Consider the following 25,828-nt stretch of genomic DNA (forward strand, 5'->3'; position numbering starts at 1 on the left):
CGTGCGTCACAGCCAAGCTCGTTTCGTGTGGCAAGGTGGCCGAGCTTCACGGATCAGGGTGACGAGGATGGGTTTCCGTCGGACAGGCTTTCGGGCGCTGACCGCGCTCGGGCTGGCGGGTCAGGTGGCGGCCTGCGGCAGCCTTCCGCGCACGCCTTACAGTGCCGAGCAGGCCGTCTTTGCGAGTGTTCCGGGCATCCCCGGCGCGCGCGTCTACGCGGACGCCTCGGTGGAGACGATCGCGGAACTCGCCGCCAATCCGCAGCGGCGGAACAAGGGTTTCAACTATCTGGCGCTGTCGGGTGGCGGCGGCGACGGGGCTTACGGAGCCGGCGTCCTCAACGGCTGGACGGCTTCGGGCCAGCGGCCGGAATTCACCCTGGTGTCCGGCGTCTCGACCGGCGCGCTGATCGCGCCCTTCGCGTTCCTGGGGTCCGGCTACGACGCCTATCTCACCGAATTCTACACCAGCGGCGTCGCCAGCGAGCTGGTGGCCTCGCCCAACATCGCCAATGTGCTGTTCGGCTCCGGGCTGTTTGGTGACGGTCGCTTGCGCAACCTGATCGACCGCTACGTCACGCCGGATCTGATCCGGGCGGTGGCCGAGGAGCACGCGAAGGGCCGGCGCCTGCTCGTGGTGACCACGAACCTCGATTCCCAGCGGGCCGTCATCTGGAACATGGGCGCCATCGCGGCGAGCGGCGTGCCGAATGCCCGTGAGCTGTTCCGCGACGTGCTGGCCGCCTCGGCCAGCATCCCGGCGGTGTTCCCGCCGCAATTCATCGACGTCTCGGCCGGCGACGCGCGCTTCCAGGAGATGCATGTCGACGGTTCGGTGGTGACGCCGGTCTTCACCCTGCCGCAGACCTTGCTGCTGCGCGACGGGCGGATCCGCACGGGCGGGAAGGCCGAGATCTACGTCGTGATCAACGGCCGCCTGGAGCCCGATTTCGAGGTCACGAAGGACAACACGCTCTCGATCGTGGAGCGCTCCTTCACGACGGCGAGCCGCGCCCGCTCGCGGGCTACGCTGACCGCGACCTACGCGCTGGCGCGGGGCAACGGCATCGGCTTCAACCTGACCTACATCGACGGAGGTGGTCCGAAGGTGCCGGCCTCGAAGGGCTTCGACACCGCCTATATGCGCAGCCTCTACGACGAGGGCTTTGCCAAGGGTCGGACTGGGACGTTCTGGCAGCACACCGTGCCGGCGGCGCCGACCGTCAAGGAAGTCGCGGGCGCGGTCGCGAACTGATTGATCGCTGGAAGCCGCGCGCCCGGGGCGCGCGGCGTCGGCGCTTACTTGCCCAGGATCTTCGTGACGAGGCGGCCGATCGGGGTCGCCGTGCTGGCGTTCCGGTCGTCGCGGTCGATGGGGCGGTTCTCGTTGCCGAGGAGCTTGGTGACGAGGCGTCCGATCAGGTTCATGGGAGGGCCCTCCAGTTTCGCGCCAAAACGGCGCAGCTTCCGAGTCAACGATGGGAAGCGGGCCGCGTTCCACCCGCGGTGCCCGCAGTCAGCCTTGTAACACTCACACCTGCATCAGCCGGATGTTGTTCGTGTTGCCCGCGGTGTGGAAGGGGATGCCCGCGGCCACCACGATGACGTCGTTCGGCTTGGCGAAACCCTCCTCCCGCGCGTGCTGGCAAGCTTTCGCCGTCATCTCCTCATAGGAATCGACATCGTCCGTGAGGACGCTGTGGGCGCCCCACAGCAGGCTCAACCGGCGCGAGGTCGCGAGGTTCGGCGTCAGCGCCAGGATCGCGGCGGCGGGGCGCTTGCGCGCCACCCGGGCCGCCGTCGTCCCACTCGACGTGTAGGCTACGATCGCGGCGGCGTGGATCGCCTCGGCGAGCTCGGCGGTCGCGGTGGCAACCGCATGGGGCGGCGTCTCCTCCTCGCCGGGCTCCGAGGCCGCCACGATGGAGTGGTAGAGCTTGTGGCCCTCCACGCTGCGGATGATCCGATCCATCATCGCGACCGCCTCCACCGGATAGCGTCCGGTGGCCGATTCCGCCGAGAGCATGACGGCGTCGGCGCCGTCGTAGATCGCGGTCGCGACGTCCGAGGCCTCGGCCCGGGTCGGTGCGGGGGCGTTGACCATCGAGTCGAGCATCTGGGTCGCCACCACCACAGGCTTCACGGCGAGCCGACAGGCGCGGATCAGCTCCTTCTGACGGCCCGGCACATCCTCGTGCGGGATCTCGACGCCGAGATCGCCGCGGGCCACCATCACGGCGTCGGAGAGCCGGATGATGTCGTCGATCCGCTCAAGCGCCTGCGGCTTCTCGATCTTCGACATGATCCCGGCCCTGTCGCCGATGATCCCCCGGGCCTCGATCACGTCGGACGGCTTCTGCACGAAGGACAGGGCCACCCAGTCGACGCCGAGATCGAGCCCGAAGGCGAGGTCAGCCCGGTCCTTCGCGGTCAGCGGCGACAGGTCGAGCAGCGTGCCTGGCAGGTTGACGCCCTTGCGGTTCGAGATCGCCCCGCCGGTCACCACCTCGGCCGTGATGGCAGTACGCTCCGGTCCGATGACCCGCACCCGCACCCGCCCGTCGTCGATCAGCAGATCCTGACCGGGCACGACCGCGTCGAAAATCTCCGGGTGGTGCAGCGGGATCGTCTGCTTGTCGCCCTCGGCACCTTCGAGGACGAAGCGCACCCGCTCGCCGGCTTGCAGATCGAGGCGGCCGCCCTGCAGCGTGCCGATCCGGATCTTGGGTCCCTGCAGATCCTGCAGGATGCCGATCGGCCGGCCGACCTCCTTCTCGAGGGCGCGGATCGCGGCGTGGACGCGGGCGTGATCCTCCTGCGTGCCGTGGCTGAAATTCAGCCGGAAGGTATCGACCCCGGCGAGGAACAAGGCCTTCAACTGGTCGGGCGCCGAACTGGCGGGGCCCACGGTGGCGACGATCTTGGCGTGGCGGTGGCGGCGCATGCAGGTCTCGGCCTCCTGGGGTTGCCTCTAGGAATCGAGCCGGGCGATCCTTTGCCCCGACGCCGCTCTGTTCAGTGCCGGCGGGCGCCGGGAGGAGGGGGATACGCCGCCGACCGGGATCCTGATCGCGCGGCCGCCCGATTCGGCCGGACGCTATCTGGACGCCTCGCGGGCGATCCCGGCAAGCCCCGCCTCGAACACGCCGGCGATGTCGGCGACCGCTTCGGCATCGCTCATCCCCTCGGCGTCGAAGGTCGCGCTCCAGATCACCGTGGATCCGCTGCCGTTCGGCCGGACCGCCAGGGTCGCATTATAAGCGCGCACCGGCAGGGGGCCCTGGATCAAGCCGTAGCTGTAGCTCCGGCCCGTCTCGTCGCGGGCGGTCTCGACCTCTACGATCGTGCCGAGGCCGCCCTTCACCACGAGACCCCGGATCTGCGCGCGGATGCCGTCATCGTCGTCGTCGGCCGACAGGATGCAGCGCTCGACCTGCGGGTGCCAGAACTGGATGGCGCAGAAATCGCCGACCAGCGCCCAGACCGCCTCCGCGGGGGCGGGGATGTCGCGGCTGCGGGTGACGTCCAGGGCATGCGCGGGACCGGCGGCGAGTGAAGCCGCAGCGATCGTGGCGAAGGCTATCCGCTTCATCGGTCGATCTCCTTTGGGCCCTCCCGAGGAAGGATGCCCGGGTCGTCGTCCCTCCGGCAGGGCCCAGCGATCACGTTGGCGCGACTCCGACACCTCGGAGCGGGCCGGTTCGCCGCTGGAAACCGCCCCGATCGGCCGGGTATGCTGGGCCCCACAGAATGCGAGCCCAGAGCGCCGATGAGCAGCCCGACACGCCCCTGTCCGGGAACCCGCAGAGCCGTTTTCGCCTGCGCCCTGGTGCCGACCCTCGTGGTCGCGGCGCCCGATGCAGCTCGGCCCGTGATACCCTTCGAAAGCTGCCGCGCCGACCTCATCGCCTTCGCGACCACGCAGGCCGTGCCGCAGACCCTCGCCGACGCCCAACTCGCCAACCTGACGCCCGATCCCGACGTTCTGGCCGCCACCGCGAGCCAGGGCGAATTCGTCAGGCCGATCTGGGACTACATCGAGGCCAGCGTCACTCCGGCCCGCATCGAGGCGGGCCGGGCCAAGCTCGCCGAGCAGGCCGAGACCTTCGCGGCGATCGAGGCCCGCTACGGGGTCGACCGCCACATCCTGGCGGCGTTCTGGGGCGTGGAATCGAGCTTCGGTGCTGTGCTCGACAACCCCGCCGTGGTGAAGCCGGTGGTGCGCTCCCTGGCGACGCTGGCCTGCGGTGATCCCGCCCGCGCACCCTACTGGCGCAACGAACTCTCGGCCGCGCTCCAGATCCTCGCCTGGAACCAAGCGCCCCTCGACCGGATGCCCGGCGGCCTCACAGGTTCCTGGGCAGGCGCGATGGGCCACACCCAGTTCATGCCGAGCGTCTACCAGCGCGATGCGGTTGATTTCGACGGAGACGGCAAGCGCGACATCTGGACCTCGGTACCGGATGCGCTGGCCTCGACGGCGCAGTACCTGCGCGCCCACGGCTGGAAGCCCGGCGAGGGCTGGGGCGCCGAGGCGCTGCTGCCTGAGGGCTTCGACGCCGCCCTGGCCGACGAGACAACGCCGCGCAGCCTTGCCGCGTGGCAGGCGCTCGGCGTACGGCCCGCTCGTCCGGGCGGCATCCCAGACGAGACCGCGGAGGCGACCCTGATCCTGCCTTCCGGAATCCGCGGTCCGGCCTTTCTGCTGCGGCCGAACTTCGCGGTGATCCTGCGCTACAACACGGCGCTCGCCTACGCGCTGACCGTCGCGCTGCTGTCGGACCGCCTGCGCGGCGATCCCGGCCTCGTCCGTGACTGGCCCCGGGGCGACCGGGCGCTCACCGGGGACGAGCGGCGCGACCTGCAGACCCGCCTCACCGAGCGCGGCTTCGCCACTGGCGGCGTCGATGGGAAGATCGGTCCGAAGACCCGGGCGGCACTGCGCGCGTTCCAGAGTTCAAGTGGCTTGCCAGCCGATGGCTACGCTGACGCCGTGCTGCTGGAGCGGATCCGAGGGGCGCCCTGAAGCAGCTCGCCTGGTCGGGAATGAGCGGGTTCTGGGTATCCGAAGGGCTGTGCCCTTTGGTGGGTCGTCAGGGCAAAGCCCTGACACGATCGCAAGGCTCTGCCTTTCACCCGCGAAAGGTCTCGACTCAGCCCGTTTAGGGTGTTTTGACTGGATGCGAGAGGCACGATCCGTGGCCCTTACGTATCCAATGGGAGACACATTCCCCTTCCCAGAAAGGAGAAGAGAGTGCGTCTCGGCCGGTATCTCGGTCCTTTTGCAAACACCTGAAAAGAGCTGGGGCAAGCCCCTCGGAAGTCCGTTCAGGCGGCGTCCCTTGGCAAGGCGCTCGCCGCCATGGGCCTCGATGATGTTGCCGAAGAACTGGCGCGCGCTCACCTCCCAGCCCCGGCGCAGGGCTTCTGCGCGGCATTCGGTCCGGGATAGGTCCAGGGCGGCGAGGGCGGCGGCCTGCAGGTCCTGATCGAGGATGCCCACCCGGGTGCCCCCGATCACGTCGTTCGGGCCCGGCACCGGGAAGGCCGCCACCGGCAGGCCGCAGGCGAGCGCCTCCAGCAGCACGATCCCGAACGTGTCGGTCAGGCTCGGGAATACGAACACGTCGCAGGCCGCGTAGACCGCCGAGAGCGACGCTCCCGTCCGGGTCCCGAGGAACCGTGCCGCCGGCGCCAGAGCCTGGAGCCGGCCCCGGTCCGGCCCGTCACCGACCACGATCTTGGTGCCCGGCAGATCGAGGTTCAGGAAAGCCGCGATGTTCTTCTCCACTGCCAGCCGGCCGACATAGATGAACAGCGGTCGCGGCAGATCGGCGAGTTCCATGGGCGGCGGCGCACCGGGCGTGGCGGGGCGGAACCGGTCGATGTCGACCCCGCGGGTCCAGCGCATCATGTGGGTGAAGCCGCGGGCCTCCAGCTCGCCCTGGAGTGAGGCGGTGCTCACCATTGTGCCGCGGGCGGCCCCATGGAAGCGGCGCAGATAGGCGTAGGACCACGCCTCCGGCACCGGCAGGCGGGCGGCGAGGTATTCCGGGAAGCGTGTGTGGTAGCTCGTGGTGAACGGCAGGCCGTGCGACAGACAGTGCCGCCGCGCCGCGTATCCCACCGGACCCTCGGTGGCGATGTGGACATGGGTCGGCCGCTCCCCTCGCCAGCGTGCCGCCACCCGCTCCCGTCCCGCATAGGCAAGGCGGATCTCCGGATAGCCCGGCATCGGCAGCGAGGGGAAGTCCGCAGCCGTCAGCATCGTCGTCGCGAATCCGTGCTCGGGGGCGCGGCGGACCATCTGCTCGAGGGAGCGCACCACGCCGTTGACCTGCGGATGCCACGCATCGCTGGCGATCAGGAGCTTCACGGTCGAGCCCTTACGCCACCGCGCGCCGGCCCGGGACCGCCTGCGGCACGGTCTCGGCCGCGCGATCGCGCAGCAGGCTCGGATAGTGCAGCACCTCCATGCGGCCGTCGTAATGCTCGACGAGCCCGGTGCAGGATTCCACCCAGTCGCCGGTATTGAGGTAGCGCAATTCGCCGATCGGCCGGTCGGCGGCGTGGTGGATGTGGCCGCAGATCACCCCGTCCGCGCCCTGTCGGCGCGCTTCCTCGGCCAGGATCGTCTCGAACTGGCCGATGAAGCTCACCGCGTTCTTCACCCGCAGCTTCGCCCAGGCCGAGAGCGACCAGTAGGACAGCCCGACCCGGCGGCGCATCTTGTTGAGCAGCGTGTTGAGGGACAGAGCCAGCGTGTAGGCCCCGTCGCCGAGATGGGCGAGCCAGGGCGAGTGGCGCACCACCATGTCGAACTGGTCGCCGTGGATCACGAGGTAGCGCCTCCCGTCGGCGGCCTCGTGAATCGCGGTCTCGGAGACTTCGATGCCGCCGAAATTCATGCCGACGTAGTTGCGCAGGAACTCGTCGTGGTTGCCCGGCAGGTAGACGACCTTGGCGCCCTTGCGAACCTTGCGCAGCAGCTTCTGGACGACGTCGTTGTGTTCCTGCGGCCAGTACCAGCCGGAGCGCAGCTGCCAGCCATCCACGATATCCCCGACGAGGTAGATCGTGTCGGCGTCGTAATCCCGCAGGAACGACAGCAGCAGACCGGCCTGGCAGCCCCGCGTCCCGAGATGCAGATCGGACAGGAACAGCGTCCGGACCCGGACCGGCATCTCCTCACCCTCGGCCACGGCTTCCTCTCCCGGCGGCTGAATACGGCCGGGATCCAGAGCGCGATCCCATCTCAGTTTGATGACGCGCCGAGGGCGGCGCCCTGGGAGCCTGGGTGCGTTGCGGCGTGGTTTCTCAATCGGAGATTAGTATCGCTGCGGCGCACAAAAAATTTTTTTGGCAAGTTCCGGAAGTTTTTCCGGTTTTCCTTTCAGGCTACACCGCCTCATAATGCCAGATAACCGGCGGCTCGGTACGAGCGCGGCCGGGCATGACAGGAAGGCGGCGAGGACGGCCCTGGGGCCGTCGGGCGGGACGGCATTTCGGAGGCGACCGGCGCGCGGGGGCGCGCCGCGACGCGAGCGGCACGAGGCCGCCTGCCGCTCCGCTGCGCCCCCCACCCACGGCAGAGGATGGCGTTCGAGGTGGTGTGGCGTGAGCCGCGCCCGCCGGCGCCGGACCGACTCCCGAGGACGTTTAGACCACCCGGCGCAGGCTCGGCCTGCGCGCAATCGACTATTCGGAGGAAACATCATGGCCGCAACCCGGCGCCCCGGTCGCAACCACCTCTTCATTCCCGGCCCGACCAACATCCCGGACCGGGTGCTGCGCGCCATGCACGTGCCGTCCGAGGATCACCGCTCGCCGAGCTTTCCCGAGCTGGTGAAGCCGCTCCTGCAGGACTCCAAGATGGTGTTCGGCTCGACCGCCGGGACCGTGATCCTGTTCCCGTCCTCGGGCACCGGCATCTGGGAATCGGCCCTGTCCAACACCCTCTGCCGCGGCGACACGGTGCTGACCTCGCGCTACGGCCAATTCAGCCACCTCTGGGTCGACATGGCCCAGCGCCTCGGCCTCGACGTGGTCGTTCAGGAAGAGGAGTGGGGCACCGGCGCCGATCCCCAGAAGATCGAGGAGGCCCTGCGCGCCGACAAGGACCACAAGATCAAGGCCGTCATGGTCGTCCACAACGAGACCGCCACCGGCGTCACCAGCGACATCGGCGCGGTCCGCAAGGCGATCGACGCCGCCGGCCACCCGACGCTGCTGTTCGTGGACGGCATCTCGTCGATCGGCTCGCTGCCGTTCTACATGGACGAGTGGAAGGTCGACTGCGCCATCGCGGGCTCGCAGAAGGGCTTCATGCTGCCGGCCGGCCTCGGCCTGATCTGCATCAGCCCGAAGGCGCTCAAGATCGCCGAGGGCGGCACCGGCCGCAACGACCGGCTCGGCCACGCCTACTTCGCCTGGAAGGACCAACTCGCCGCCAACGCCACCGGCTACTTCCCCTACACCCCCGTCCTGCCGCTGCTCTACGGCCTGCGCGAGGCTCTGCAGGTCGTGAAGGAGGAGGGGCTCGAGAACGTCTACCACCGCCACCACGTGCTCGCCGAGGCGACCCGCCAGGCGGTGGCGGCCTGGGGCCTCAAGCCCTGCGCCAAGGAGCCGAAGTGGAACTCCGACACGGTCACGGCGATCGTGGTCCCGGAGGGCGCCGACGCCGCCAAGGTGATCACCCACGCCTACGAGCGCTACAACCTTTCGCTGGGCGCCGGCCTGTCGAAAGTCGCCGGCAAGGTGTTCCGCATCGGCCACCTCGGCGATCTGAACGAGCTGTCGCTGCTCGGTGCCATCGCGGGCGCCGAGATGGCGATGATCGATTGCGGCATCAAGGTCACGCCGGGCTCGGGCGTCGCCGCCGCCTCCAGCTATCTGCGCGAGAATCCGCTGCATAAGGCGTAAGCCGCGCACGCGATCGGGGCGGGACCGGGTTGCCGGGCCTGCCCCGACGCGCAAGTAAGAACAAGACTATCGGGGAAACTACCCGTCGTCCGAGAGGGGTCCTATGACCAAGAAGATCGTGTTCCTGGATCGTGAATCCCTCGATGCCAGGGTCCGACCGTTCAACTTCCCGCACGAATACGTCGAGCACGACTCGACCTGGACGCCGGAGGAGATCGTCTCCCGCCTCCAGGGTGCGGAGATCGCGCTGATCAACAAGGTCCCGATGCGGGCCGAGACGCTGAAGCAGCTCCCCGATCTCAAGCTGATCGCGGTCGCCGCCACCGGCACCGATGTGGTCGACAAGGCCCAGGCCAAAGCGCAGGGCATCACGGTCGTCAACATCCGCAACTACGCGTTCAACACCGTGCCGGAGCACGTGGTCGGGCTGATGTTCGCCCTGCGCCGGGCGATCGTGCCCTATGCCAATTCGGTGCGGCGGGGCGATTGGGCGAAGTCCAAACAGTTCTGCTACTTCGATTATCCGATCTACGACATCGCCGGCTCGACGCTCGGCATCGTGGGCTACGGTGCGCTCGGCAAGTCGATCGCCAAGCGGGCCGAGGCGCTCGGCATGAAGGTTCTGGCCTTCGACGTGTTCCCGCAGCACGGACTCGTGGATTTCGAGACGATCCTGACCCAATCCGACGTGATCACGCTGCACGTACCCCTGACCCCCGACACCAAGGGGATGATCGGTGCGGCCGAACTCAAGCGGATGAAGAAGAGCGCGATCCTGATCAACACGGCCCGGGGCGGGCTGGTCGACGAGGCGGCTTTGCTCGAGGCGCTCAAGGACGGCACCATCGCGGGCGCGGGCTTCGATGTGGTGGCGCAGGAGCCGCCCAAGGACGGCAACATTCTGTGCGATGCCGACCTGCCGAACCTGATCGTCACGCCGCACGTCGCCTGGGCGAGCAAGGAGGCGATGCAGATCCTGGCCGATCAGCTCGTCGACAATGTCGAGGCGTTCGTGGCCGGCAAGCCGCAGAACGTGGTCGAAGCATAACCTCAAGATCTGCGGCGGGCGTTCCCCTTCCCCTTGCGGGGAGGGTGGGGGTGGGGGTGGAGGCACCGCTCTGCTCAATCGTAGCCCCCCCCACCTCCGGCTCCTCCCCGCAAGCTCGAGCGATCCCTGGCAAGCCCGGGGTCGCCAGGGGAGGAGAGGGACTGCGTCCACGCATCGACCCAACCAACAACAACGCCGGCGCCTCACGGGCGCGACGAAAAGGTCCTGAAAGATGACGAAGAAACTGCTGTTCCTGTTCGACACCGACGCCGTGCCGAACGTGTTCGACACCGTCGTCGGCTACGATGGCGGCGCGGACCACATCACCGGCTACGGCGGCGTGAACCCCGACAATGTCGGCGCGCTGGTGGACGGCACGATCTACACCCGCGGCGGCTCCGAGAAGAAGTCGACCGCGATCTTCGTCGGCGGCGGCAGCATGGCGGCGGGCGAAGAGCTGTTCACCGCGGTGAAGAAGCGGTTCTTCGGCCCGTTCCGGGTCTCGGTCATGCTCGATTCCAACGGCTCCAACACCACGGCCGCCGCCGGCGTCGCGCTGGTGGCCAAGGCTGCGGGCTCGCTTCAGGGCAAGAAGGCCGTCGTGCTGGCGGGCACCGGCCCGGTCGGCATGCGCTCGGCCGCTTTGCTCGCCGGCGAGGGCGCCGAGGTGACGATCGCGGGTCGCTCCCTCGACAAGACCCAGGCCGCCGCCGATCAGATCAACACGCGCTTCAAGGTCAACGTAAAGGCCGCCGCGACCCCCGACGAGGCCTCGCGCGTTGCCCTCGTCAAGGGCACCAACCTCGTGTTCACGGCCGGCGCCATCGGTGTCGAGCTGCTGCCGGAAGCCGCCTGGGCTCAGGAATCGTCCATCCAGTTCGTCGCCGACTACAACGCCCAGCCCCCGACGGGCATCGGCGGCATCGAGGTGATGGACAAGGGCAAGGAGCGCAACGGCAAGCAGGCGTTCGGAGCCCTCGGCATCGGCGGCCTGAAGCTCAAGCTGCACCGGGCCTGCGTCGGCCAGCTCTTCGAGAGCACCGATAAGGTGCTCGACGCCGAGGAGATCTACGCCCTCGCCAAGACGATGGCCTGAGGAGGCGCCGGTGACCGAGACGCATCGCCCCGAGACCGACAGCATCGAGAAGTTCCTGACGGAGCTCGCGAGCGCCGCCCCGACCCCCGGGGGCGGCGGCGCTGCAGCCATCTCCGGCGCCATGGGCGCCGCCCTGGTGTCGATGGTCTGCAACCTCACCATCGGCAAGAAGAAGTACGTCGAGGTCGAGGCCGAGCTGAAGGACGTGCTCGCCGCGTCTGAAGGCTTGCGGGTCGTGCTCACCGGCATGATCGGCGAGGACGTCCAGGCCTTCGACGCCGTGATGGGCGCCTACGGCCTGCCGAAGGGCACCGACGACGAGAAGGCGGCCCGCGCGGAAAAAATCCAGGCGGCGCTCAAGACGGCCTGCGACGTGCCGCTCGCCTGCTGCCGGGCCTGCCGCGCGGTGATCGACCTCGCGGCGATCACGGCCGACAAGGGCAATCTCAACGTGGTGTCGGATGCCGGCGTGGCGGTGCTCTCCGCCTATGCCGGCCTGCGCAGCGCGGCGCTCAACGTCTACGTCAACGCCAAGGGCCTCGAGGACCGGGAGTTCGCCGACGAGCGGCTTCAGGAATTGGAAGGCCTGCTGGCAGAGGCCGGGACGCTGACCGAGAAAATCTACGGGGTGGTGAAGACCAAGGTGAACTGACGCCGCTCGGAAGGCCTTGCCGGTCTCCCTCCCCGCAAGGGCTACGGGCTGTACGGATCTGATTGGATCCGTTCGGTCTTTGGGCCATTTCCTCGTTCGGAAGGCTTTGGCACGGACGGGTCTAGGGTCGGCGACATCCGCGCTGCGGCGAGCGGGGCTTGGCTGTTCGAGCGGATCGTGACCACCGGACGTTTGGTCCTCAACGCGGCCGGGGGCAGCGAGACCGGCTCGTCCGCAGCTTGCTGCTACCTGTTCTCGCTGCATACGCGCGAGATCAACTTCGCCCCGGCGGTGGCACGGCTCGGCCAGACCTGCGAGGGCAGCACGACGTACCCGCAGAACCCGTACCCATTGGGCATGCTGGCGTGGCTGTCTTGGATCGTCGCCCTGCTTACCCGGCTTCCGCGATGCCCGTGTGCGATTCGAGGGCGACGAGGATCCGCCTGTCGCCGGCCCGCCGGGTAAAGCCCGTGGCGTCGAGATGCTCGAGGAGCGGGATCGAGAACTTGCGGGAGATCCCCAGTGTCGCGCCCGCCTCCCGGGCGAGGAAGCCGGCCTCCGGCGTCCCGGCTTTGGGGAAGGCCTCCAAGAGGCGCGTCTTGGCATCGGCCACCGCCTCCCGGTGGAACAGGACTGCGCGGCGCTGCACGCGGTCGACAGCTCGGATTACCGTCCCGGCGCCGACCAGATAGGTCAGAGCTTCCCGACGCCGCACGTCCCGCCCCACGGCCTCGCTCTCGTCGGGCGGGTTCAGACCGGCACGCCGGAACATCTGTTCCAGCCGGCGGGCGGCCTCGCTCTCGTTGCGCGCGGGGTCGAAATCGGTGCGCCGCCACAGGGTGCCGGCCTGACTTACACCCCCCGCCGCCACGAGGCCACGCAGGGCCGAGCCGACAAGGAGGTCGGGAAGCACGAGCGACCGCGACAGGCGTTCCAGGGCGATCCCGTGTTCCATCGGGAAGTCGCGGTGATGCTGCGAGAGCGTCGCGAGGATCCCGGTCTGCAAAGCCTCGAAGGCCGGCGCGCCGATGAAGCGGTCGCCGATCTCGCGCGCGCCGGACCCGACCAGGAACTCCCGGGCGCGGTCCGGGGCCGTGCCGGCGAGCCTGGCCAGTTCCGCGAGGGGTGCACCGGCCGCGCCGACCTGCCCGAGACGGACGGAGATCGCCTTTGCCGGCTCTCCCGATGCCAGCGCGGCCAGATTGCCCATGGTGCGCGGATCGTTGCGGCGACGGCGACGGCTCGCCGGATCGAGGATGTGGCCGCCCGCGATGGTCGCCGCAGGCGAATCGAGCCGCAGGACGTAGGGTTCCCGCGCCGGGACGGCGACCGGCTGAGCGAGGTGCAGCTGCGCCTGCGTGCTGGCTCCGGGCTCCAAGACGTCACGATCGAGCAGGCGCAGCCGGGCTTCGACCTCGGTGGTCCCGAACAGCAGGCGGCAGGTCGTGCCGCTCGCCAAGGCGGCGTCCGCGCTGGCGGCGGCCGTGATCGCCACGTCGAGCCACGCGCTCGGCTCGAGCAGGCCCGCCGGCGCCAGCGCCTGTCCCCGGGCGATCTCGTCGAGGCCGACCCCGCGCAGGGCGACCGCCGTGCGTCGCCCCGGCTCGGCCCGCTCGACAGGACGCCCGTGGATCTGGAGACCACGCACCACCGCGCTGCGGCCGCCCGGTACGATCTCGACCATGTCGCCGACCGAGAGCGCGCCCCGCCGCAGGGTTCCGGTCACCACCGTCCCGAAGCCCGCCCGGGAGAAGACCCGGTCCACCGGAAGGTACGGGAAACCATCGTCGCGACCGGCCTCGGCATCGGTCAGCAGCCCGGCGAGGGCCGCCCCGAGCTCGGATAGGCCCGTGCCCGTGACCGTGGAGGTCGGAATGACCGGTCCTGCCTCAAGTCCGGCCCGGGCCGCGGCGGCCGTGATCTCGGCCGAACGTGTCGCGACCACCTCGGGGCTGACGAGATCGGATTTGGTGAGCGCCAGGACGCCGCGGCGCACGCCGATCAGCCGCGCGATCTCGAGGTGCTCGACCGTCTGCGGCTTGATGCCCTCATGCGCATCCACCGCCAGCAGGACGGCCCGCATGCCGGTCGCCCCCGACACCATGGCGCGCACGAAGCGCTCGTGGCCGGGCAGATCCACGAGGTCGATCTCACCCGCGTCGGTGGTTAGGAGCGCGAAGCCCGGCACGATCGAGACGCCACGGGCGCGTTCTTCCTTGAGCCTGTCCGTCTCGACCCCGGTGAGCGCCCGGACGAGCGCCGTCTTGCCGTGATCCACGTGTCCGACCACGCCCACGAGAAGTGTCTTCAACGCAGTCACCGACCTGACCATCTCCGCGACGCTGCCGTCCATGCAGCGCACACCACTCGAATCGTCGGGAATCCCGCTGTGCCGGCTCATCGTCGAACCAGGGGCCGCCGGGCGGTCGGGGCCGGGGCGTGCACGGCAGATGGATTGTGGACAATTTGTTTTGCCATGCGATTTCGATTTGGGGAAGAGCGATTTTTACGCAGTGCAACATGCCCGGCGCGCAATGCCGCTGAGCGATTGCGGCGCGGCTCCGCGCACCGCCCGATTTTGCTAGACTGGCGTCGAAGGCGATCGCGGCTGTTCGGTCCTGGCGCGACGGGTCGCGGCAGCCCGACGCATGCCTTAGACGGTTGGGCACGCATGGTTACGACGAGGAGAGCATGAGCGAGAGCAGACGCAACGCCGGGGTGCCGCGCGAAGTCGAGTTGAAGCTCGCCTGCGCGGGGCCGGATCTGACGGTGCTCGCCGCCCATCCACGGCTTCCGGGCGCGGCGGATGTCGAGCCCGAACAGCTGATCAGCGCCTATTACGACACAGCCAACCGCGACCTGCAGGCCGCCGGCCTGACGCTGCGGGTGCGTGCCAAGGGTGGTCGCCATATCCAGACCGTGAAGGCGGGTGCGGGCAATATCGGGCTGTTCGACCGCGCCGAGTGGGAGACGGAGATCGCCAGCGAGGATCCCGATCCCGCCGCCTGGGCCGGAACGGCTGCCGAGGCGGTGCTGCGCGAGGCTGATGCACCGGTGGAGCGGCTCTTCTCGACTGTCGTGATGCGCCGGGAAATCCCGATCATACAGGGCGAGTCGCGGATCCTCGTGACCCTCGACGAAGGCCGGGTCGAAAGCCCGTCGGGCGCGGCGCCGCTCTGCGAGATCGAGCTGGAGCTCCAAGAGGGTGATCCGGCCGACCTGTTCCAGCTGGCGCAGGCCCTGGCCGAGACGGTGCCGCTGCACCTGAGCGTCTACAGCAAGAGCGCGGTCGGTTTCGCACTGATCGACGGCGGCGGACGCTCCATCGTCAAGTCCGAGGCGATCGATCTGCCCGAGGATGCGAGCGCCGGCACGGTGTTTCGCGCGGTGGCGCGGGCCTGCCTGCGCCACATGCGGCTCAACGAGACGGTGTTCCTGGAAGACGGGCAGCCGCCCGAGGCTCTCCATCAGATCCGCGTTGCCCTGCGTCGTCTGCGTTCGGCTTTGTCGCTGTTCGCCCCGATGCTTGCTGGGGATCCCCGAGCGGTGAGCTTCGCCGACGAGATCAAGCGTGTCACCGAACCCTTCGGTGAGGGGCGCAACCTCGACGTGTTCCTCGGACACACCCTGCCGGACCTGATGAAGGAGCGCCCGGACGAGGCCGGGCTTGACGGGCTTCGCGAGCGGGCCGAGGCGGAACGAGAGCGTGCCTACGCGGTGGTTCTGTCGACGCTGCAGAGCCCGCAATGGCGCAGCCTGATCATCGATTTCGCCGGTTGGGTCGAGACCGGCGCCTGGACCACGCAGGCGGCCGCCGCCGAGGACGGGCGCGACTTTGCCGTCCGCGTACTCGACACGGCGCGCCAGCGGTTGAGGAAGCGCGGCCGTGGCCTGAAGCATCTCGATCCGCATACGCGGCACAGGGCCCGGATCGCGGCCAAGAAGCTGCGCTACGGCGCGGAGTTCTTCGCAGGGCTCTACCACAAGAAGAAAGCACGCCGCCGGCAGGAAAAGTTCGGCGACGCCCTGTCGGATCTGCAGGATCATCTCGGGGCGCTCAACGACCTTGAGACCGCCCGTGCGATGACGGAGAGCCTCTCGGGGCCGCCGATGCCCGGTTCGGACGATCCGAGCGCGCAGGAGCTCCTGAAGGCTGCCGCCGATGCCCGATCGGATCTCCTCGACCTGAAGCCGTTCTGGCGCTGAGGCGACCGCTGCCGCTTGCGGTTCTCGCGCGCTCTGCGGAGGGTGCGAGTTCCGATTCCGGCATGGCATACCGGGTTCACGCGTCTCCGCCCGAAGCCGCGTGCTTAAGAAACAAGCGCGTTTCCCCTTTCCGCACGGAGAGGAGACCGCGTCGGGCTGCTAGTGGCGAACATCGTAGCCGCTTATGGCCGCACGGGCCGACGGGGCGTTCGGATCAGGTCAGGGGCACAGGCGCCGCTGAAACGAAGATCGCCCGTAGGTAGAAACCGCCGCCGGCGCGAAGGTCGGGCCTGGGGGGCACCCGAACCTCGTTCCGGCGGCGTGACGACGGTGGCGGAACCTGCTGGGGGGACTTGGCCCGCCACCCGTCGACCGCGCATCAACGCGGCTGAACCGACTCGTCGCATGACGATGTTGCCCAAGCGTGTCTGCCGAGCCAGGAAACCGCAGAAGTTGCAAATCCCGGTTGCGCCGGAGATCGGTGCGTCGAGCCGATGTGCGACCTCGGCTTCCTTCCGCGCCAGCCTCTGCTATCCCTCCCGTATTCAGCACGCGCCCAGCCCCCGGCACAGCCTTCATGAGCTTACTCCGCGACCTCCTCGGCCAAGTGGGCCGCACCGTCACGGCCTATGTCGGCGACAAGGCGCTGATGCTCGCTGCGGTCTCGGCCGCGGCCAACGTCATCGTGGCCGACGGTGAGGTGGCCGGGCAGGAATTCGACGCTGCCCTCCACGGCCTGAGCGCCGATCCTGTGCTGATGAAGGGCTACGATGCCCTGATGCTCGAGAACGAACTCTACGAGGGGATCGCCCGGGCGCGGACCCGCCTCGGCCGCGCGGAGAACCTGCGCAATGTCACGGCAATCGCGGAGCGGCCCGACAGTCAGCGCGAGAACGTCTTCCTGATCGCTGCCGATGTCGCCGATCAGGACGGGATCAGCAATATCGAGGCGAGTGCCCTCGGGGCGATCGCCGCTGCCCTGCAGGTCGACGGCGTCGGGCTTCTACGCGCCAACCCGGTGCGGCGGCGGCCGGCCTGACTGGCATCGGCGTTGCTGTGACGCTGCGCCCGGCGCAGAACGGCGGGCGGATCGACGACCCAGGCGTGACACGGTGCTGCGCCGTGAGAGGAACCGGCATGGCCGAGACGAATCTGAGCAAGACCCACAACCTGCGCGCCGATGGCACACGGCTCTGGTCCACCATCCTGGAGACGGCCGCGTTCGGCGGCACGCCGGCCGGCGGCATCAACCGTCTGACACTCTCGGCCGAGGATGGCCGCGTGCGCGACTGGTTCCGCGAGGCCTGCCTTGCGGCCGGGCTGGAGGTCTCGGTGGACGCGCTCGGGACGCAGTATGCCCTCCGCCCCGGCCGGGACATGGGCCGGAAGCCGATCGCCTTCGGTTCGCATCTCGACACGCAGCCCACTGGGGGCAAGTTCGACGGCGTGCTCGGGGTCCTGGCCGGTCTCGAAGTGATGCGAAGTCTCAACGATGCCGGCCTCGAGACCGAAGCGCCGCTCCTCGTGGTCAACTGGACCAACGAGGAAGGCTCCCGCTTCGCGCCCGCCATGATGGCCTCGGCAGCCTATGCCGGCGATTTCACCACCGACGAGATCCTGGCCAAGCGCGACGCCGCCGGGACCACGGTTGCTGAGGCGCTCGACGCCATCGGCTATCGTGGGGTCGAGGCCGTCGGGACACGCGAGATCGGCGCCTTCGTCGAGCTGCACATCGAGCAGGGGCCGATCCTGGAGGCTGAGGGCAAGACCATCGGGGTGGTCGAGGGCGGCCAGGGCATCATGTGGTTCGACGGGGTAATCACCGGTTTCGAGAGCCATGCCGGCACCACGCCGATGCCCCGACGCCGGGATGCGCTGCTCGCGCTCTCCGAATTCGCGCTGGCCGCGGAGCGCATCGCCCTGGCGCACGCCCCCTCGGCGGTGGCCACGATCGGCGAGGCTGTGATCCTGGCGCCGTCCCGCAACGTCGTGCCCGGACGGGTCGCCTTCACGGTGGACGTGCGTGACCCGCGCTCGCCCACCCTCGACGCCATGGAGGCCGCCCTGCAGGAGGCGGCTGCCGAGATCGCAGAGCGCCGCCGCCTGGAGATCCAGCTCAACCGGATCTGGCGCAAGGAGCCGGTGCCGTTCGACCCCGCCATCGTGGCGGCGATCGACTCGGCGGCCGAAGGCCTCGGTCATCCCCGGCGCCGGATCATCTCGGGAGCCGGGCACGATGCCTGCAACCTCGCCGCCCGGGTGCCCGCCGCGATGATCTTCGTGCCGTGCAAGGACGGGATCAGCCACAACGAGTCGGAATCCGCCACCCAGGCCGACTGCGCGGCCGGCACCGACGTGCTGCTCCAGACCGTGCTGCGCCTCGCCAACGCCCCCCGCGAGACCGGACCTGGCGCGTCCGCCGCGGAATGACGGGGCGGCCCTCGGATGTCCGGTGGTGTAAGGCGGCGGAAAATCCGCTAAGGGCCGCCGCATGAGCGCGCAAACCTACCGCGACGCCAGGGGCCGACCGCTCGTCGCGGTCACCGGTCTCGGCGTCGTCTCTTCCCTCGGCCAGGGCCAGGCCGAGACCTGGGCTGCTATGACCCAGGGTCGGTCCGGCATCCATGCCATCGCGCGGTTCCCCACCGAGGGCCTGCGCACCCGGATCGCCGGCACGGTGGATTTTCTCGACACCGCGCCACTGGTGGCGCCGCTCCTGTCCGAGCGGTTCGCCGCGGTGGCGGCCGAGGAGGCGATCGCCCAGGCCGGGATCGGGACGGCGGGCGATTTCCCCGGCGCCCTGTTCATCGCGGTGCCCCCGGTGGAGATGGAATGGCCGCAGCGCCAGGCCTTGGCCGAGGCCGCCGGCGGCGACGGCCCGGTCGATTACGCCGGCCTGCTCCGGGCCGCCGCGACACGCCGGTTCGATGACTGGCACGACCTGTTCATCTTCGGCACCGTGGCCGATCGCATCGCCGAGCGGTTCGGCACGAAGGGCTCGCCGATCTCGCTCTCGACCGCCTGTTCCTCCGGCGCCACCGCGATCCAGCTCGGCGTCGAGGCGATCCGACGCGGCGAGGCCACAGCGGCTTTGTGCATCGGCACGGATGGCTCGGTGAACCCGGAATCGCTGATCCGCTTCTCGCTGCTCTCGGCCCTGTCCACCCGCAACGAGGATCCGGAGGCGGCCTCGAAGCCGTTCTCCAAGGACCGGGACGGCTTCGTGATGGGCGAGGGTGCCGCCGCCCTCGTACTGGAAGACGCTGCGTCGGCACGGGCGCGGGGCGCAAAAATTCTCGGCTACGTCCTCGGCTGCGGCGAGAAGGGCGACGGCTTCCATCGCACCCGCTCCAGCCCCGATGGAGCGCCGATCATCGCGGCGATCCGGGCGAGCCTTGAGGATGCCGGGCTCGAACCCGACGGGATCGACACGGTCAACGCCCACGGCACCTCGACGCCCGAGAACGACAAGATGGAGGCGCTGGGTCTCGGTGCCGTCTTCGGCGACCGCGCGGCCGCCCTGCCGGTGACCTCCAACAAATCGATGATCGGCCACACCCTGACGGCCGCCGGCGCCATCGAGGCGGCGGTGTCGCTCATGACCATCCGCCATGGCCGCATCCCGCCGACCCTCAACCACCGCGTGCCGGATCCGACGATCGCCCTCGACATCGTCGAGACGGCCCGGGACCTGCCGGTGCGCACCGTGCTGTCGAACTCATTCGGGTTCGGCGGCCAGAATACGTGCCTCGTTTTCGGAGCGGAGCCGGCGTGAGCGCGGCGATGGCCCCCCGCCGTATCCTCGTGACCGGCGGCGCGTCGGGGATCGGCGCGGCGATCGTCCGGGCCCTGGCCGGCGCGGGCTTTGCGGTGGAATTCACTTATCGGTCCTCGGCCGACGACGCCCAGGCGCTGCTGGCCGAGCTCGGAGCGGCCCATCCGGACCGCAGCTTCGCGGCCCATGCCCTCGATCTCGCCGATCGATCGGCCCTCGACGCCTTCTGCACGGCAGCCGAGGAGGGCGACTATTACGGCCTCGTCCACAATGCCGGCCAATCCTATGACGCGCTCGCCGCCATGCTCGACCAGGAGCAGGCCGAGGCCGCCATGCAGGTCAACTTCTTCTCGCTGACTCGTCTCGCCAAGTCGCTGATCCGCCCGATGACGCGGGCGCGGTCCGGCCGCATCGTGGCGATCGGGTCGGTCGCCGCCCTGCGGGCCAATGCCGGCAACGCCGCCTACGCCGCCACCAAGGGCGCACTGATCGCCTACTGCCGCACGCTGGCGATCGAGACGGCCAAGCGCGGCGTCACCGTCAACGTGATCGCGCCCGGCTTCGTCGACACCGCCATGATGGCGCGCTACGCCGCCTATCGCGACGGGATGGAGCGCCAGATCCCGGCCGGGCGGTTCGCGCAGCCCGAAGATGTCGCAGCGCTCGCAACCTTCTTGATGGGCGCGGGCGCGTCCTACATCACCGGGGCGGTGCTGCCGGTGGACGGCGGCCTGACCGCGATGATGGGCGTCCACCGGACCTGACCGGAGCATGCCGAACCGGACGATACCGCCGATGCGCGCCAGCTCTGCCCTTGCCGTGGTCGTCTGCCTCGCGGTGCCGCTCGCCGCCGGGCCAGCCCGGGCCGAGCCCGAAGTCTACCGGGTCACGGGCTTGGCGCCCGGCGAGGCCCTGAGCATTCGCGTGGAGCCCGATGCCGCCGCCGAGCAGATCGGCGAGATCCGCGTCCGCGCCCTGGTCTTCGGCTGCACCAACGACACGCCGAGCCGCACGACATGGTGCCGCGTCAAGGCCGGGCGAACCCTGGGCTGGGCGCGGCGGCGGTATCTGGCGCCGGGATAGGTCGTTTGCGCGAGCTCGCTGGCGCCGCTGTATGCTCCGATGCGCGAGGCCATGTTGATCTGCGACGGGCCGGCGCGTAGCTCTCGATGAGAGGTGGAACGATGGCGACCCTGATCCTGCGCGACGACGTCCTTCGGGCGCAGCATGTCGAGAGCGACCCTGATCTCGCGCAGGCGATCCGTACGTTGCGGCCGGACCAACTCATCGTTCTCCGGGTCGAGGGCAAGCCCCTGCGCTTCCGCAAGATCGTCGACACTGAGACCGGACACCCGACCGATGGCGTCCGGCCGGAGCCAGCTGATGCAGAGATCTGGCGTGACTTGCAGACCCGCCGCGGTTCGATGATCACCGTAGAGCCAGAGCGGCCGATGCCTGATCCGTATCTACTGTCTCTGAGCGCGACGCTGACGGAATGGAACAGCCCGGACGATGCCGCAGCCTATGACGGCCTTTGAACGCTATGACGTTCTCACGGCGCTTTTCCCCTTCATCGACGTTCCGGTCCGCAAACCGCGGCCGGTGATGGTCCTCTCGAACGGCGCTTTCAACACCGCGAACGGGCATGTCGTGACCGCGATGATCACGACGGGCGCCGGTAGCCACTGGCCGAGCGACCATTCGATCATCGATCTGACGGCGGCCGGCCTGAAGCATCCTTCGGTGGTCCGCTGCAAGCTTTTCACGCTGCCGCACACACAGATCGGCCGCCGGATCGGACGCCTCGCTGAGGCGGACCGCGCGCAACTTGCAACCCATTTCAAAGCGATCCTGCACGCCTGATGCTGATCGCGACGCCGCCGAGATCGGTGGTGCGCCGGTGACGGAAAGACCTGATGGTACAAGCACTCCAGCTCTTCGGCGACCGTGACCTACGCCTGACCGAGATCGAGGCCGCGCCGGCCCCCGGTCCGGGCGAGGTGCGGATCCGCATCCGCGCGGTCGGGCTCAACTTCATCGACGTCTGGGGCTTTCGCGGCATGGCCTTCGTCAAGCGCAAGCTGCCCCTCGTGGTCGGGGCGGAAGCCGCGGGCGCGATCGAGTCGGTGGGGGAGGGCGTTGCGGGTCTCGCGCCCGGTGATCGGGTCGTGCCCTACGGCGCCATGACCTGTGGCCAGTGCCGGGCCTGCCGCGAGGGGCGCGACAACCTCTGCGAGGACGTCTCCGGTGTGATGGGCTTCCATCTCGACGGCTTCGCCCGGGAACTGGTGACCCTGCCGGGGCGCCTCGTCGTAAAGGTGCCGGATGGGGTGAGCGACACCGATGCCGCCTGCGCGGGCATCGCGTTCGGCACCGTCCAGCACATGCTGTTCGACAACGCCCGTCTGGTGCCCGGCGAGAGCGTGCTCGTCCATGCCGGCGGCTCGGGGATCGGTACCGCGGCGATCCGCATGGCCAAGGCGATCGGCTGCACGGTCTACACGACGGTCGGCGACGACGAGAAGGGCCGCCGGGCCGCGGAATTGGGCGCCGACCACGTCATCAACTACCGGACCGAGCGGTTCGAGGGCGAGGTCCGGCGCCTGACCAAGCGCAAGGGCGTCGATGTGGTGTTCGAGCATGTCGGCGCCGATACGTGGAACGGCTCGCTGCTCTGCCTGAAGCGCGGCGGGCGCCTGGTCACCTGCGGCTCGACCTCCGGCGTCTCGGCGACCATGAACCTGATGCAGCTGTTCCAGCAGCAATACCGCATCACCGGTTCGTTCGGCTGCTCGCTCGCCAATATCCGCCAGGCCCTCGACAAGATGGCCGCCGGCATCCGGCCCGTCGTCGACACCGTTTACCCCCTCGCCGACTTCGCGCAGGGGCTGGAACGCCTGGAATCGCGGAAGGTGTTCGGCAAGATCCTCGTCGGTCTGTAGCGGGCTTCGCGCTGCGCCGGACATGGCGTAAACGGGGCCGTAAGGGTGCGTGGGGGCGGCCCGGATCTGCCTGGGAAGTAACTGTGCTGCGTCTCGCCCTCGTTCTGAAACGGTCCTGGCCGCGCCTTGCGGGCTACGCCATGATCCCCCTGATCCGTGCTTTGGTCTTGCTGGCGCGCCTCCTGGGGCCAAAGCGCTCGACCGCCTTGGGCGCCGGCCTGCTCCGCCGGATCGGGCCGCTCCTGCCGGCCCATCGCACCGCGCTGGCGAACCTGCGGGCAGCCTTCCCGGAGATGCCGGAGGCCGGGCGGCGACGCATCGCACGCGAGGCCTGGGACAATCTCGGCCGTGTCGGAGCCGAGTACGCCCATCTCGACAGCCTGTTCGACTACGATCCGGCGGCAGCGCGCCCGTTGCGGACCGAGGTTGCCGGGATCGAGCACTTCGCCGCCCTGCGCGACGACGGCGAGCCGGGCCTGATCTTTTCCGCGCATCTCGCCAACTGGGAATTGCCGGCGATCGCCGCTGCACGGTTCGGCCTGGACGCGACGGCTGTGTTCCGGCCGCCCAACAATCCGGCGGCCGCGCGTCTCGTGCAGGAGGTCCGCCGCAGGTCCATGGGCGGGCTGGCAGCCTCGAAGCCGGGCGCCGTCTTCGCCATGCGCGATGTCGTGGAGCAGGGCGGTCATCTCGGCCAGCTGATCGATCAGCACTTCACCCGCGGCGTCGTGGTGCAGTTCCTCGGGCGGCCCTGCCTTGCCAATCCGCTGCTCGCCAAGCTCGTCCGGCACTACGAGTGCCCGGTCCACGGTGTCCGGGTCGTCCGGCTGCCGAAAGGTTGTTTCAGGCTCGAACTGACGCCGCCACTCGATCTGCCGCGGGCCGCGGACGGGACCATCGACGTGCCCGGCGCCATGCAGGCAATGACCGCCGTGGTCGAATCATGGGTGCGCGAGAATCCCGGGCAGTGGCTGTGGATGCACCGTCGATGGCGGCCGGACATGCTGCCCAAGGCGCGGGCCATGCCGCCATCGGCCGCAGTACCGGTACAACCGTCTCAAGCCAACGTGATTTCCCAGGCGGCGGACCAGACGCTCTGATAGCGCCATGACGTCTTGGCACCATGCCTGGATCCGCGACCGCAGCGCGCTCGGCGCCGCGGTCCTGCTCGCGGCCGCCGTGTGTGCCTCCGCGGCACGGGCCGAGCCGGTCCGCGCGGTGGTGGAGCTGTTCACCAGTCAGGGATGCGGTGCCTGCCGCACGGCCGAGCCGATCCTGCGCGACCTGTCGCGGCAGCCTGGGGTGATCGCCCTGACCCTGCCGGTGACCTACTGGGATTATCTCGGCTGGAAGGACACATTGGCGTCGCGGCCGCTGACCGAGCGCCAGCGCGCGTATGCCCGGGGCCGCGGGGGCCGACAGGTCTTTACGCCGCAGGCGGTGGTCGATGGCGGTGGCGTGGCCGTGGGTTCGGACAGGGTCGCCCTCGACCGGCTGATGCGGGACGGGGTCCAGCATGGCGGATTGCCGATCGCTGTCCGCGGCGAGGCGCGTGGGGACCGAATTTGGGTCGAGATCGGATCCGCGCCTGACGCCAAAGCGGAGTCGCACGGCGAGGTCTGGCTGGTTCCCGTGTTGCGCCGCCGGGCGGTCGCGATCCAGTCCGGCGAGAATGGCGGACGGACCGCAACCTACGTCAACGTGGTTCGGGGCCTCCAGCACCTCGGCCATTGGGGCGGGCAGCCGCTCACCCTCGACGTGCCCGGCACGCAGGCCGAGATCGCCGATGCGGACAGCTGGGTCGTGCTGCTTCAGGGCGGCGCGGACACCAAGCCCGGCCGCATTCTGGGAGCCGCGAAGGGACCAGGGCTCTGAACCGCCGGGTTTTTCGTGCCCCGGGGCGCCCTAGTCGAGACTGATCGGATCGATCTGACGGCGCCCCTCGCGCCGGTGCCGCGTCTTCGACGCGTGCGCCAGTTCGGCGAGTTTCGCATCGCACCGGTCGGACAGGCGGCCGACCAGGCCGATCGTTCCATCGATGATACGGCTCACCCGCGCGACGGTACCGATCACGGCAGCGACGATGAGGCTCTCGATGGCGCGTACGATCCGGCGAACACGATGCATGGACGGCAGTCTCGATGTTTGCGGCGCGGGAAGCGCCTTCGCCCATGCGAAATAGCGTCGTCGAAGGCCGGCGCGATGAGACCAAAAGCGGCGCTGCTTCGACGAGGGCGTGCGGAACCAAATCGAAACGCGGCCCAACGGCGGTCACGGCTGAGTTTGGGTGTCGCGAACCGCGGGGGCAGCGAGCCCGTTGCCCCCGATACGGCGGCGCTTCCGCGTCGCCTTCCCGATCGAGTGTCGACCATGCGGCGACGCCACCTCCTATCCGGCTTGCTCGCGGCTCTGTCGCTCGCGGGACGCCGCGCCGAGGCGGCCGACCCGGAGGTGGATGTGCTCTTGGTGCTCGCCGTGGACGTGTCGCTCAGCATCAGCGAGGCACGCTTCGATCTCGAACGGCGCGGCTATGCCGAGGCTTTCGCCGACGCCAGGGTCCTGCGCGCCATCGGTGACGGGCCGGCCGGGCGCATCGGCGTCGCGCTGTTCGACTGGGCCGGGCCCGGCGAGCAGCGCGTCGCGGTCGACTGGATGATCATCGCGTCGGCGCAGGATGCGGCGCTGTTAGCAGCCCGGCTCGACGCGGCGATGCGCCCGTTCTACGGCCGGACCGCGATCGGCTCCGCCCTCGGCTTCGCGGCCGATCTCCTGGCGCGGGCACCGTTCCGGACCGAGCGGAAGGTGATCGACATCTCGGGCGATGGGACCGGCAATGCCGGTCGCCCGATCTCGGACGCGCGGGACGCCGCCATCTCGGCCGGCATCACGGTGAACGGCATCGTCGTCCTCACCGACCCGGACGGCATGCCGAACTTTTTGAGGGAGCACACGAACCCGCCCGGGGGCCTCGCGGCCTATTACCGGGATCACGTCATCGGCGGCGAGGGCGCGTTCGTGATGAGCGCCCAGAGCTTCGCGGCGTTCGGACGCGCCATCATCGCCAAATTGATCCGCGAGATTTCGTGACGCTGCCGGTGAAGGCGTCACCCGAACGGCTCGCACAGCACGTTCGTGGGCGCTAGCTTCATCCCGCACGTGCCCGGTGAGGCGCGGCCAGGGAGGA

The 25,828-nt window shown here is 69.4% G+C and carries 24 protein-coding genes and 1 pseudogene; 18 read left to right on the forward strand and 7 right to left on the reverse strand.

The window, feature by feature from the left end; genetic code table 11:
• The first annotated feature begins 67 nt into the window (after positions 1-67).
• Positions 68-1,255, forward strand: coding sequence for a patatin-like phospholipase family protein (locus OXS27_RS03955; protein ID WP_267354363.1), 1,188 nt, complete (start codon positions 68-70; stop codon positions 1,253-1,255).
• A gap of 44 nt (positions 1,256-1,299) precedes the next feature.
• Here OXS27_RS03955 and OXS27_RS03960 read toward each other — a convergent pair whose 3' ends face one another.
• The 3 genes from OXS27_RS03960 to OXS27_RS03970 all read right to left on the reverse strand — a co-directional run bounded on the left by OXS27_RS03960 (position 1,300) and on the right by OXS27_RS03970 (position 3,592).
• Positions 1,300-1,428: a TFIIS helical bundle-like domain containing protein gene (locus OXS27_RS03960; RefSeq protein WP_192706684.1), complete on the reverse strand. Its 129-nt coding sequence runs from the start codon at positions 1,426-1,428 to the stop codon at positions 1,300-1,302.
• 103 nt (positions 1,429-1,531) lie between these two features.
• Positions 1,532-2,944, reverse strand: a complete 1,413-nt coding sequence (gene pyk, locus OXS27_RS03965) for a pyruvate kinase (RefSeq protein WP_267354364.1) — start codon at positions 2,942-2,944, stop codon at positions 1,532-1,534.
• A 153-nt stretch (positions 2,945-3,097) separates the two neighbouring features.
• Positions 3,098-3,592 (reverse strand): SRPBCC family protein, encoded by a 495-nt coding sequence (locus tag OXS27_RS03970; protein WP_267354365.1) that lies wholly within the window; start codon positions 3,590-3,592, stop codon positions 3,098-3,100.
• A 177-nt stretch (positions 3,593-3,769) separates the two neighbouring features.
• On the opposite strand from OXS27_RS03970, the gene OXS27_RS03975 reads away from it, so the two are divergent.
• Positions 3,770-5,026 (forward strand): lytic murein transglycosylase, encoded by a 1,257-nt coding sequence (locus OXS27_RS03975; protein ID WP_267354366.1) that lies wholly within the window; start codon positions 3,770-3,772, stop codon positions 5,024-5,026.
• A 336-nt stretch (positions 5,027-5,362) separates the two neighbouring features.
• Here the strand turns inward: OXS27_RS03975 and OXS27_RS03980 are convergent.
• Positions 5,363-6,376, reverse strand: a pseudogene (locus OXS27_RS03980) (glycosyltransferase family 1 protein); the annotation flags it as partial.
• 10 nt (positions 6,377-6,386) lie between these two features.
• Positions 6,387-7,202 carry a UDP-2,3-diacylglucosamine diphosphatase gene (locus tag OXS27_RS03985; protein ID WP_267354368.1) on the reverse strand — a complete coding sequence of 272 codons (816 nt, stop codon included), beginning with the start codon at positions 7,200-7,202 and terminating at the stop codon, positions 6,387-6,389.
• Between the two features lie 514 nt (positions 7,203-7,716).
• On the opposite strand from OXS27_RS03985, the gene OXS27_RS03990 reads away from it, so the two are divergent.
• From OXS27_RS03990 to fchA, 4 genes are all read left to right on the forward strand, one after another.
• Entirely contained in the window at positions 7,717-8,925 is a 1,209-nt protein-coding gene (locus tag OXS27_RS03990) for an aminotransferase class V-fold PLP-dependent enzyme (protein ID WP_243925004.1), read from the forward strand.
• 103 nt (positions 8,926-9,028) lie between these two features.
• Positions 9,029-9,973, forward strand: a complete 945-nt coding sequence (locus tag OXS27_RS03995) for a D-2-hydroxyacid dehydrogenase (protein ID WP_267354369.1) — start codon at positions 9,029-9,031, stop codon at positions 9,971-9,973.
• 232 nt (positions 9,974-10,205) lie between these two features.
• The gene (locus OXS27_RS04000; RefSeq protein ID WP_267354370.1) at positions 10,206-11,069 is read left to right on the forward strand and encodes an NADP-dependent methylenetetrahydromethanopterin/methylenetetrahydrofolate dehydrogenase; all 864 of its coding nucleotides are present in this window, start codon (positions 10,206-10,208) and stop codon (positions 11,067-11,069) included.
• Between the two features lie 10 nt (positions 11,070-11,079).
• The gene (gene fchA / locus OXS27_RS04005) at positions 11,080-11,721 is read left to right on the forward strand and encodes a methenyltetrahydrofolate cyclohydrolase (RefSeq protein ID WP_267354371.1); all 642 of its coding nucleotides are present in this window, start codon (positions 11,080-11,082) and stop codon (positions 11,719-11,721) included.
• 391 nt (positions 11,722-12,112) lie between these two features.
• On the opposite strand, the gene selB is transcribed toward fchA, so the two are convergent.
• Positions 12,113-14,074 carry a selenocysteine-specific translation elongation factor gene (gene selB / locus OXS27_RS04010; RefSeq protein WP_267354790.1) on the reverse strand — a complete coding sequence of 654 codons (1,962 nt, stop codon included), beginning with the start codon at positions 14,072-14,074 and terminating at the stop codon, positions 12,113-12,115.
• Between the two features lie 338 nt (positions 14,075-14,412).
• Between selB and OXS27_RS04015 the strand changes: the two genes are divergently transcribed.
• The 11 genes from OXS27_RS04015 to OXS27_RS04065 all read left to right on the forward strand — a co-directional run bounded on the left by OXS27_RS04015 (position 14,413) and on the right by OXS27_RS04065 (position 24,519).
• On the forward strand, positions 14,413-15,927 hold the full coding sequence (locus OXS27_RS04015) for a CYTH and CHAD domain-containing protein (protein ID WP_267354372.1): 1,515 nt from the start codon (positions 14,413-14,415) through the stop codon (positions 15,925-15,927).
• 577 nt (positions 15,928-16,504) lie between these two features.
• Positions 16,505-16,966: a tellurite resistance TerB family protein gene (locus tag OXS27_RS04020; RefSeq protein ID WP_267354373.1), complete on the forward strand. Its 462-nt coding sequence runs from the start codon at positions 16,505-16,507 to the stop codon at positions 16,964-16,966.
• Between the two features lie 113 nt (positions 16,967-17,079).
• Positions 17,080-18,357 (forward strand): Zn-dependent hydrolase, encoded by a 1,278-nt coding sequence (locus tag OXS27_RS04025; protein WP_243925039.1) that lies wholly within the window; start codon positions 17,080-17,082, stop codon positions 18,355-18,357.
• 61 nt (positions 18,358-18,418) lie between these two features.
• Complete coding sequence (locus OXS27_RS04030; RefSeq protein ID WP_243924998.1) at positions 18,419-19,702, forward strand: beta-ketoacyl-ACP synthase; 1,284 nt, start codon at positions 18,419-18,421, stop codon at positions 19,700-19,702.
• Entirely contained in the window at positions 19,699-20,466 is a 768-nt protein-coding gene (locus tag OXS27_RS04035) for an SDR family NAD(P)-dependent oxidoreductase (protein ID WP_243924997.1), read from the forward strand. The genes OXS27_RS04030 and OXS27_RS04035 overlap by 4 nt, the downstream gene beginning before the upstream one ends.
• Before the next feature lie 31 nt (positions 20,467-20,497).
• Positions 20,498-20,785, forward strand: coding sequence for an SH3 domain-containing protein (locus OXS27_RS04040; protein WP_267354374.1), 288 nt, complete (start codon positions 20,498-20,500; stop codon positions 20,783-20,785).
• Positions 20,786-20,886: 101 nt separating this feature from the next.
• On the forward strand, positions 20,887-21,240 hold the full coding sequence (locus tag OXS27_RS04045) for a hypothetical protein (RefSeq protein WP_267354375.1): 354 nt from the start codon (positions 20,887-20,889) through the stop codon (positions 21,238-21,240).
• On the forward strand, positions 21,215-21,565 hold the full coding sequence (locus OXS27_RS04050) for a type II toxin-antitoxin system PemK/MazF family toxin (protein ID WP_267354376.1): 351 nt from the start codon (positions 21,215-21,217) through the stop codon (positions 21,563-21,565). The genes OXS27_RS04045 and OXS27_RS04050 overlap by 26 nt, the downstream gene beginning before the upstream one ends.
• A gap of 53 nt (positions 21,566-21,618) precedes the next feature.
• Positions 21,619-22,644 (forward strand): zinc-binding dehydrogenase, encoded by a 1,026-nt coding sequence (locus OXS27_RS04055; protein ID WP_267354377.1) that lies wholly within the window; start codon positions 21,619-21,621, stop codon positions 22,642-22,644.
• An 83-nt stretch (positions 22,645-22,727) separates the two neighbouring features.
• Entirely contained in the window at positions 22,728-23,744 is a 1,017-nt protein-coding gene (locus OXS27_RS04060) for a lipid A biosynthesis lauroyl acyltransferase (RefSeq protein ID WP_267354378.1), read from the forward strand.
• Positions 23,745-23,751: 7 nt separating this feature from the next.
• A complete protein-coding gene (locus OXS27_RS04065; protein ID WP_267354379.1) occupies positions 23,752-24,519 on the forward strand; it encodes a DUF1223 domain-containing protein in 768 nt (255 codons plus the stop codon).
• Positions 24,520-24,549: 30 nt separating this feature from the next.
• Here OXS27_RS04065 and OXS27_RS04070 read toward each other — a convergent pair whose 3' ends face one another.
• On the reverse strand, positions 24,550-24,771 hold the full coding sequence (locus tag OXS27_RS04070; protein ID WP_267354380.1) for a hypothetical protein: 222 nt from the start codon (positions 24,769-24,771) through the stop codon (positions 24,550-24,552).
• A gap of 243 nt (positions 24,772-25,014) precedes the next feature.
• On the opposite strand from OXS27_RS04070, the gene OXS27_RS04075 reads away from it, so the two are divergent.
• Entirely contained in the window at positions 25,015-25,731 is a 717-nt protein-coding gene (locus tag OXS27_RS04075; RefSeq protein ID WP_267354381.1) for a DUF1194 domain-containing protein, read from the forward strand.
• The last annotated feature ends 97 nt before the right edge of the window (positions 25,732-25,828 follow it).

The organism is Methylobacterium sp. GC_Met_3 (assembly GCF_026540775.1).
GTDB lineage: Bacteria > Pseudomonadota > Alphaproteobacteria > Rhizobiales > Beijerinckiaceae > Methylobacterium.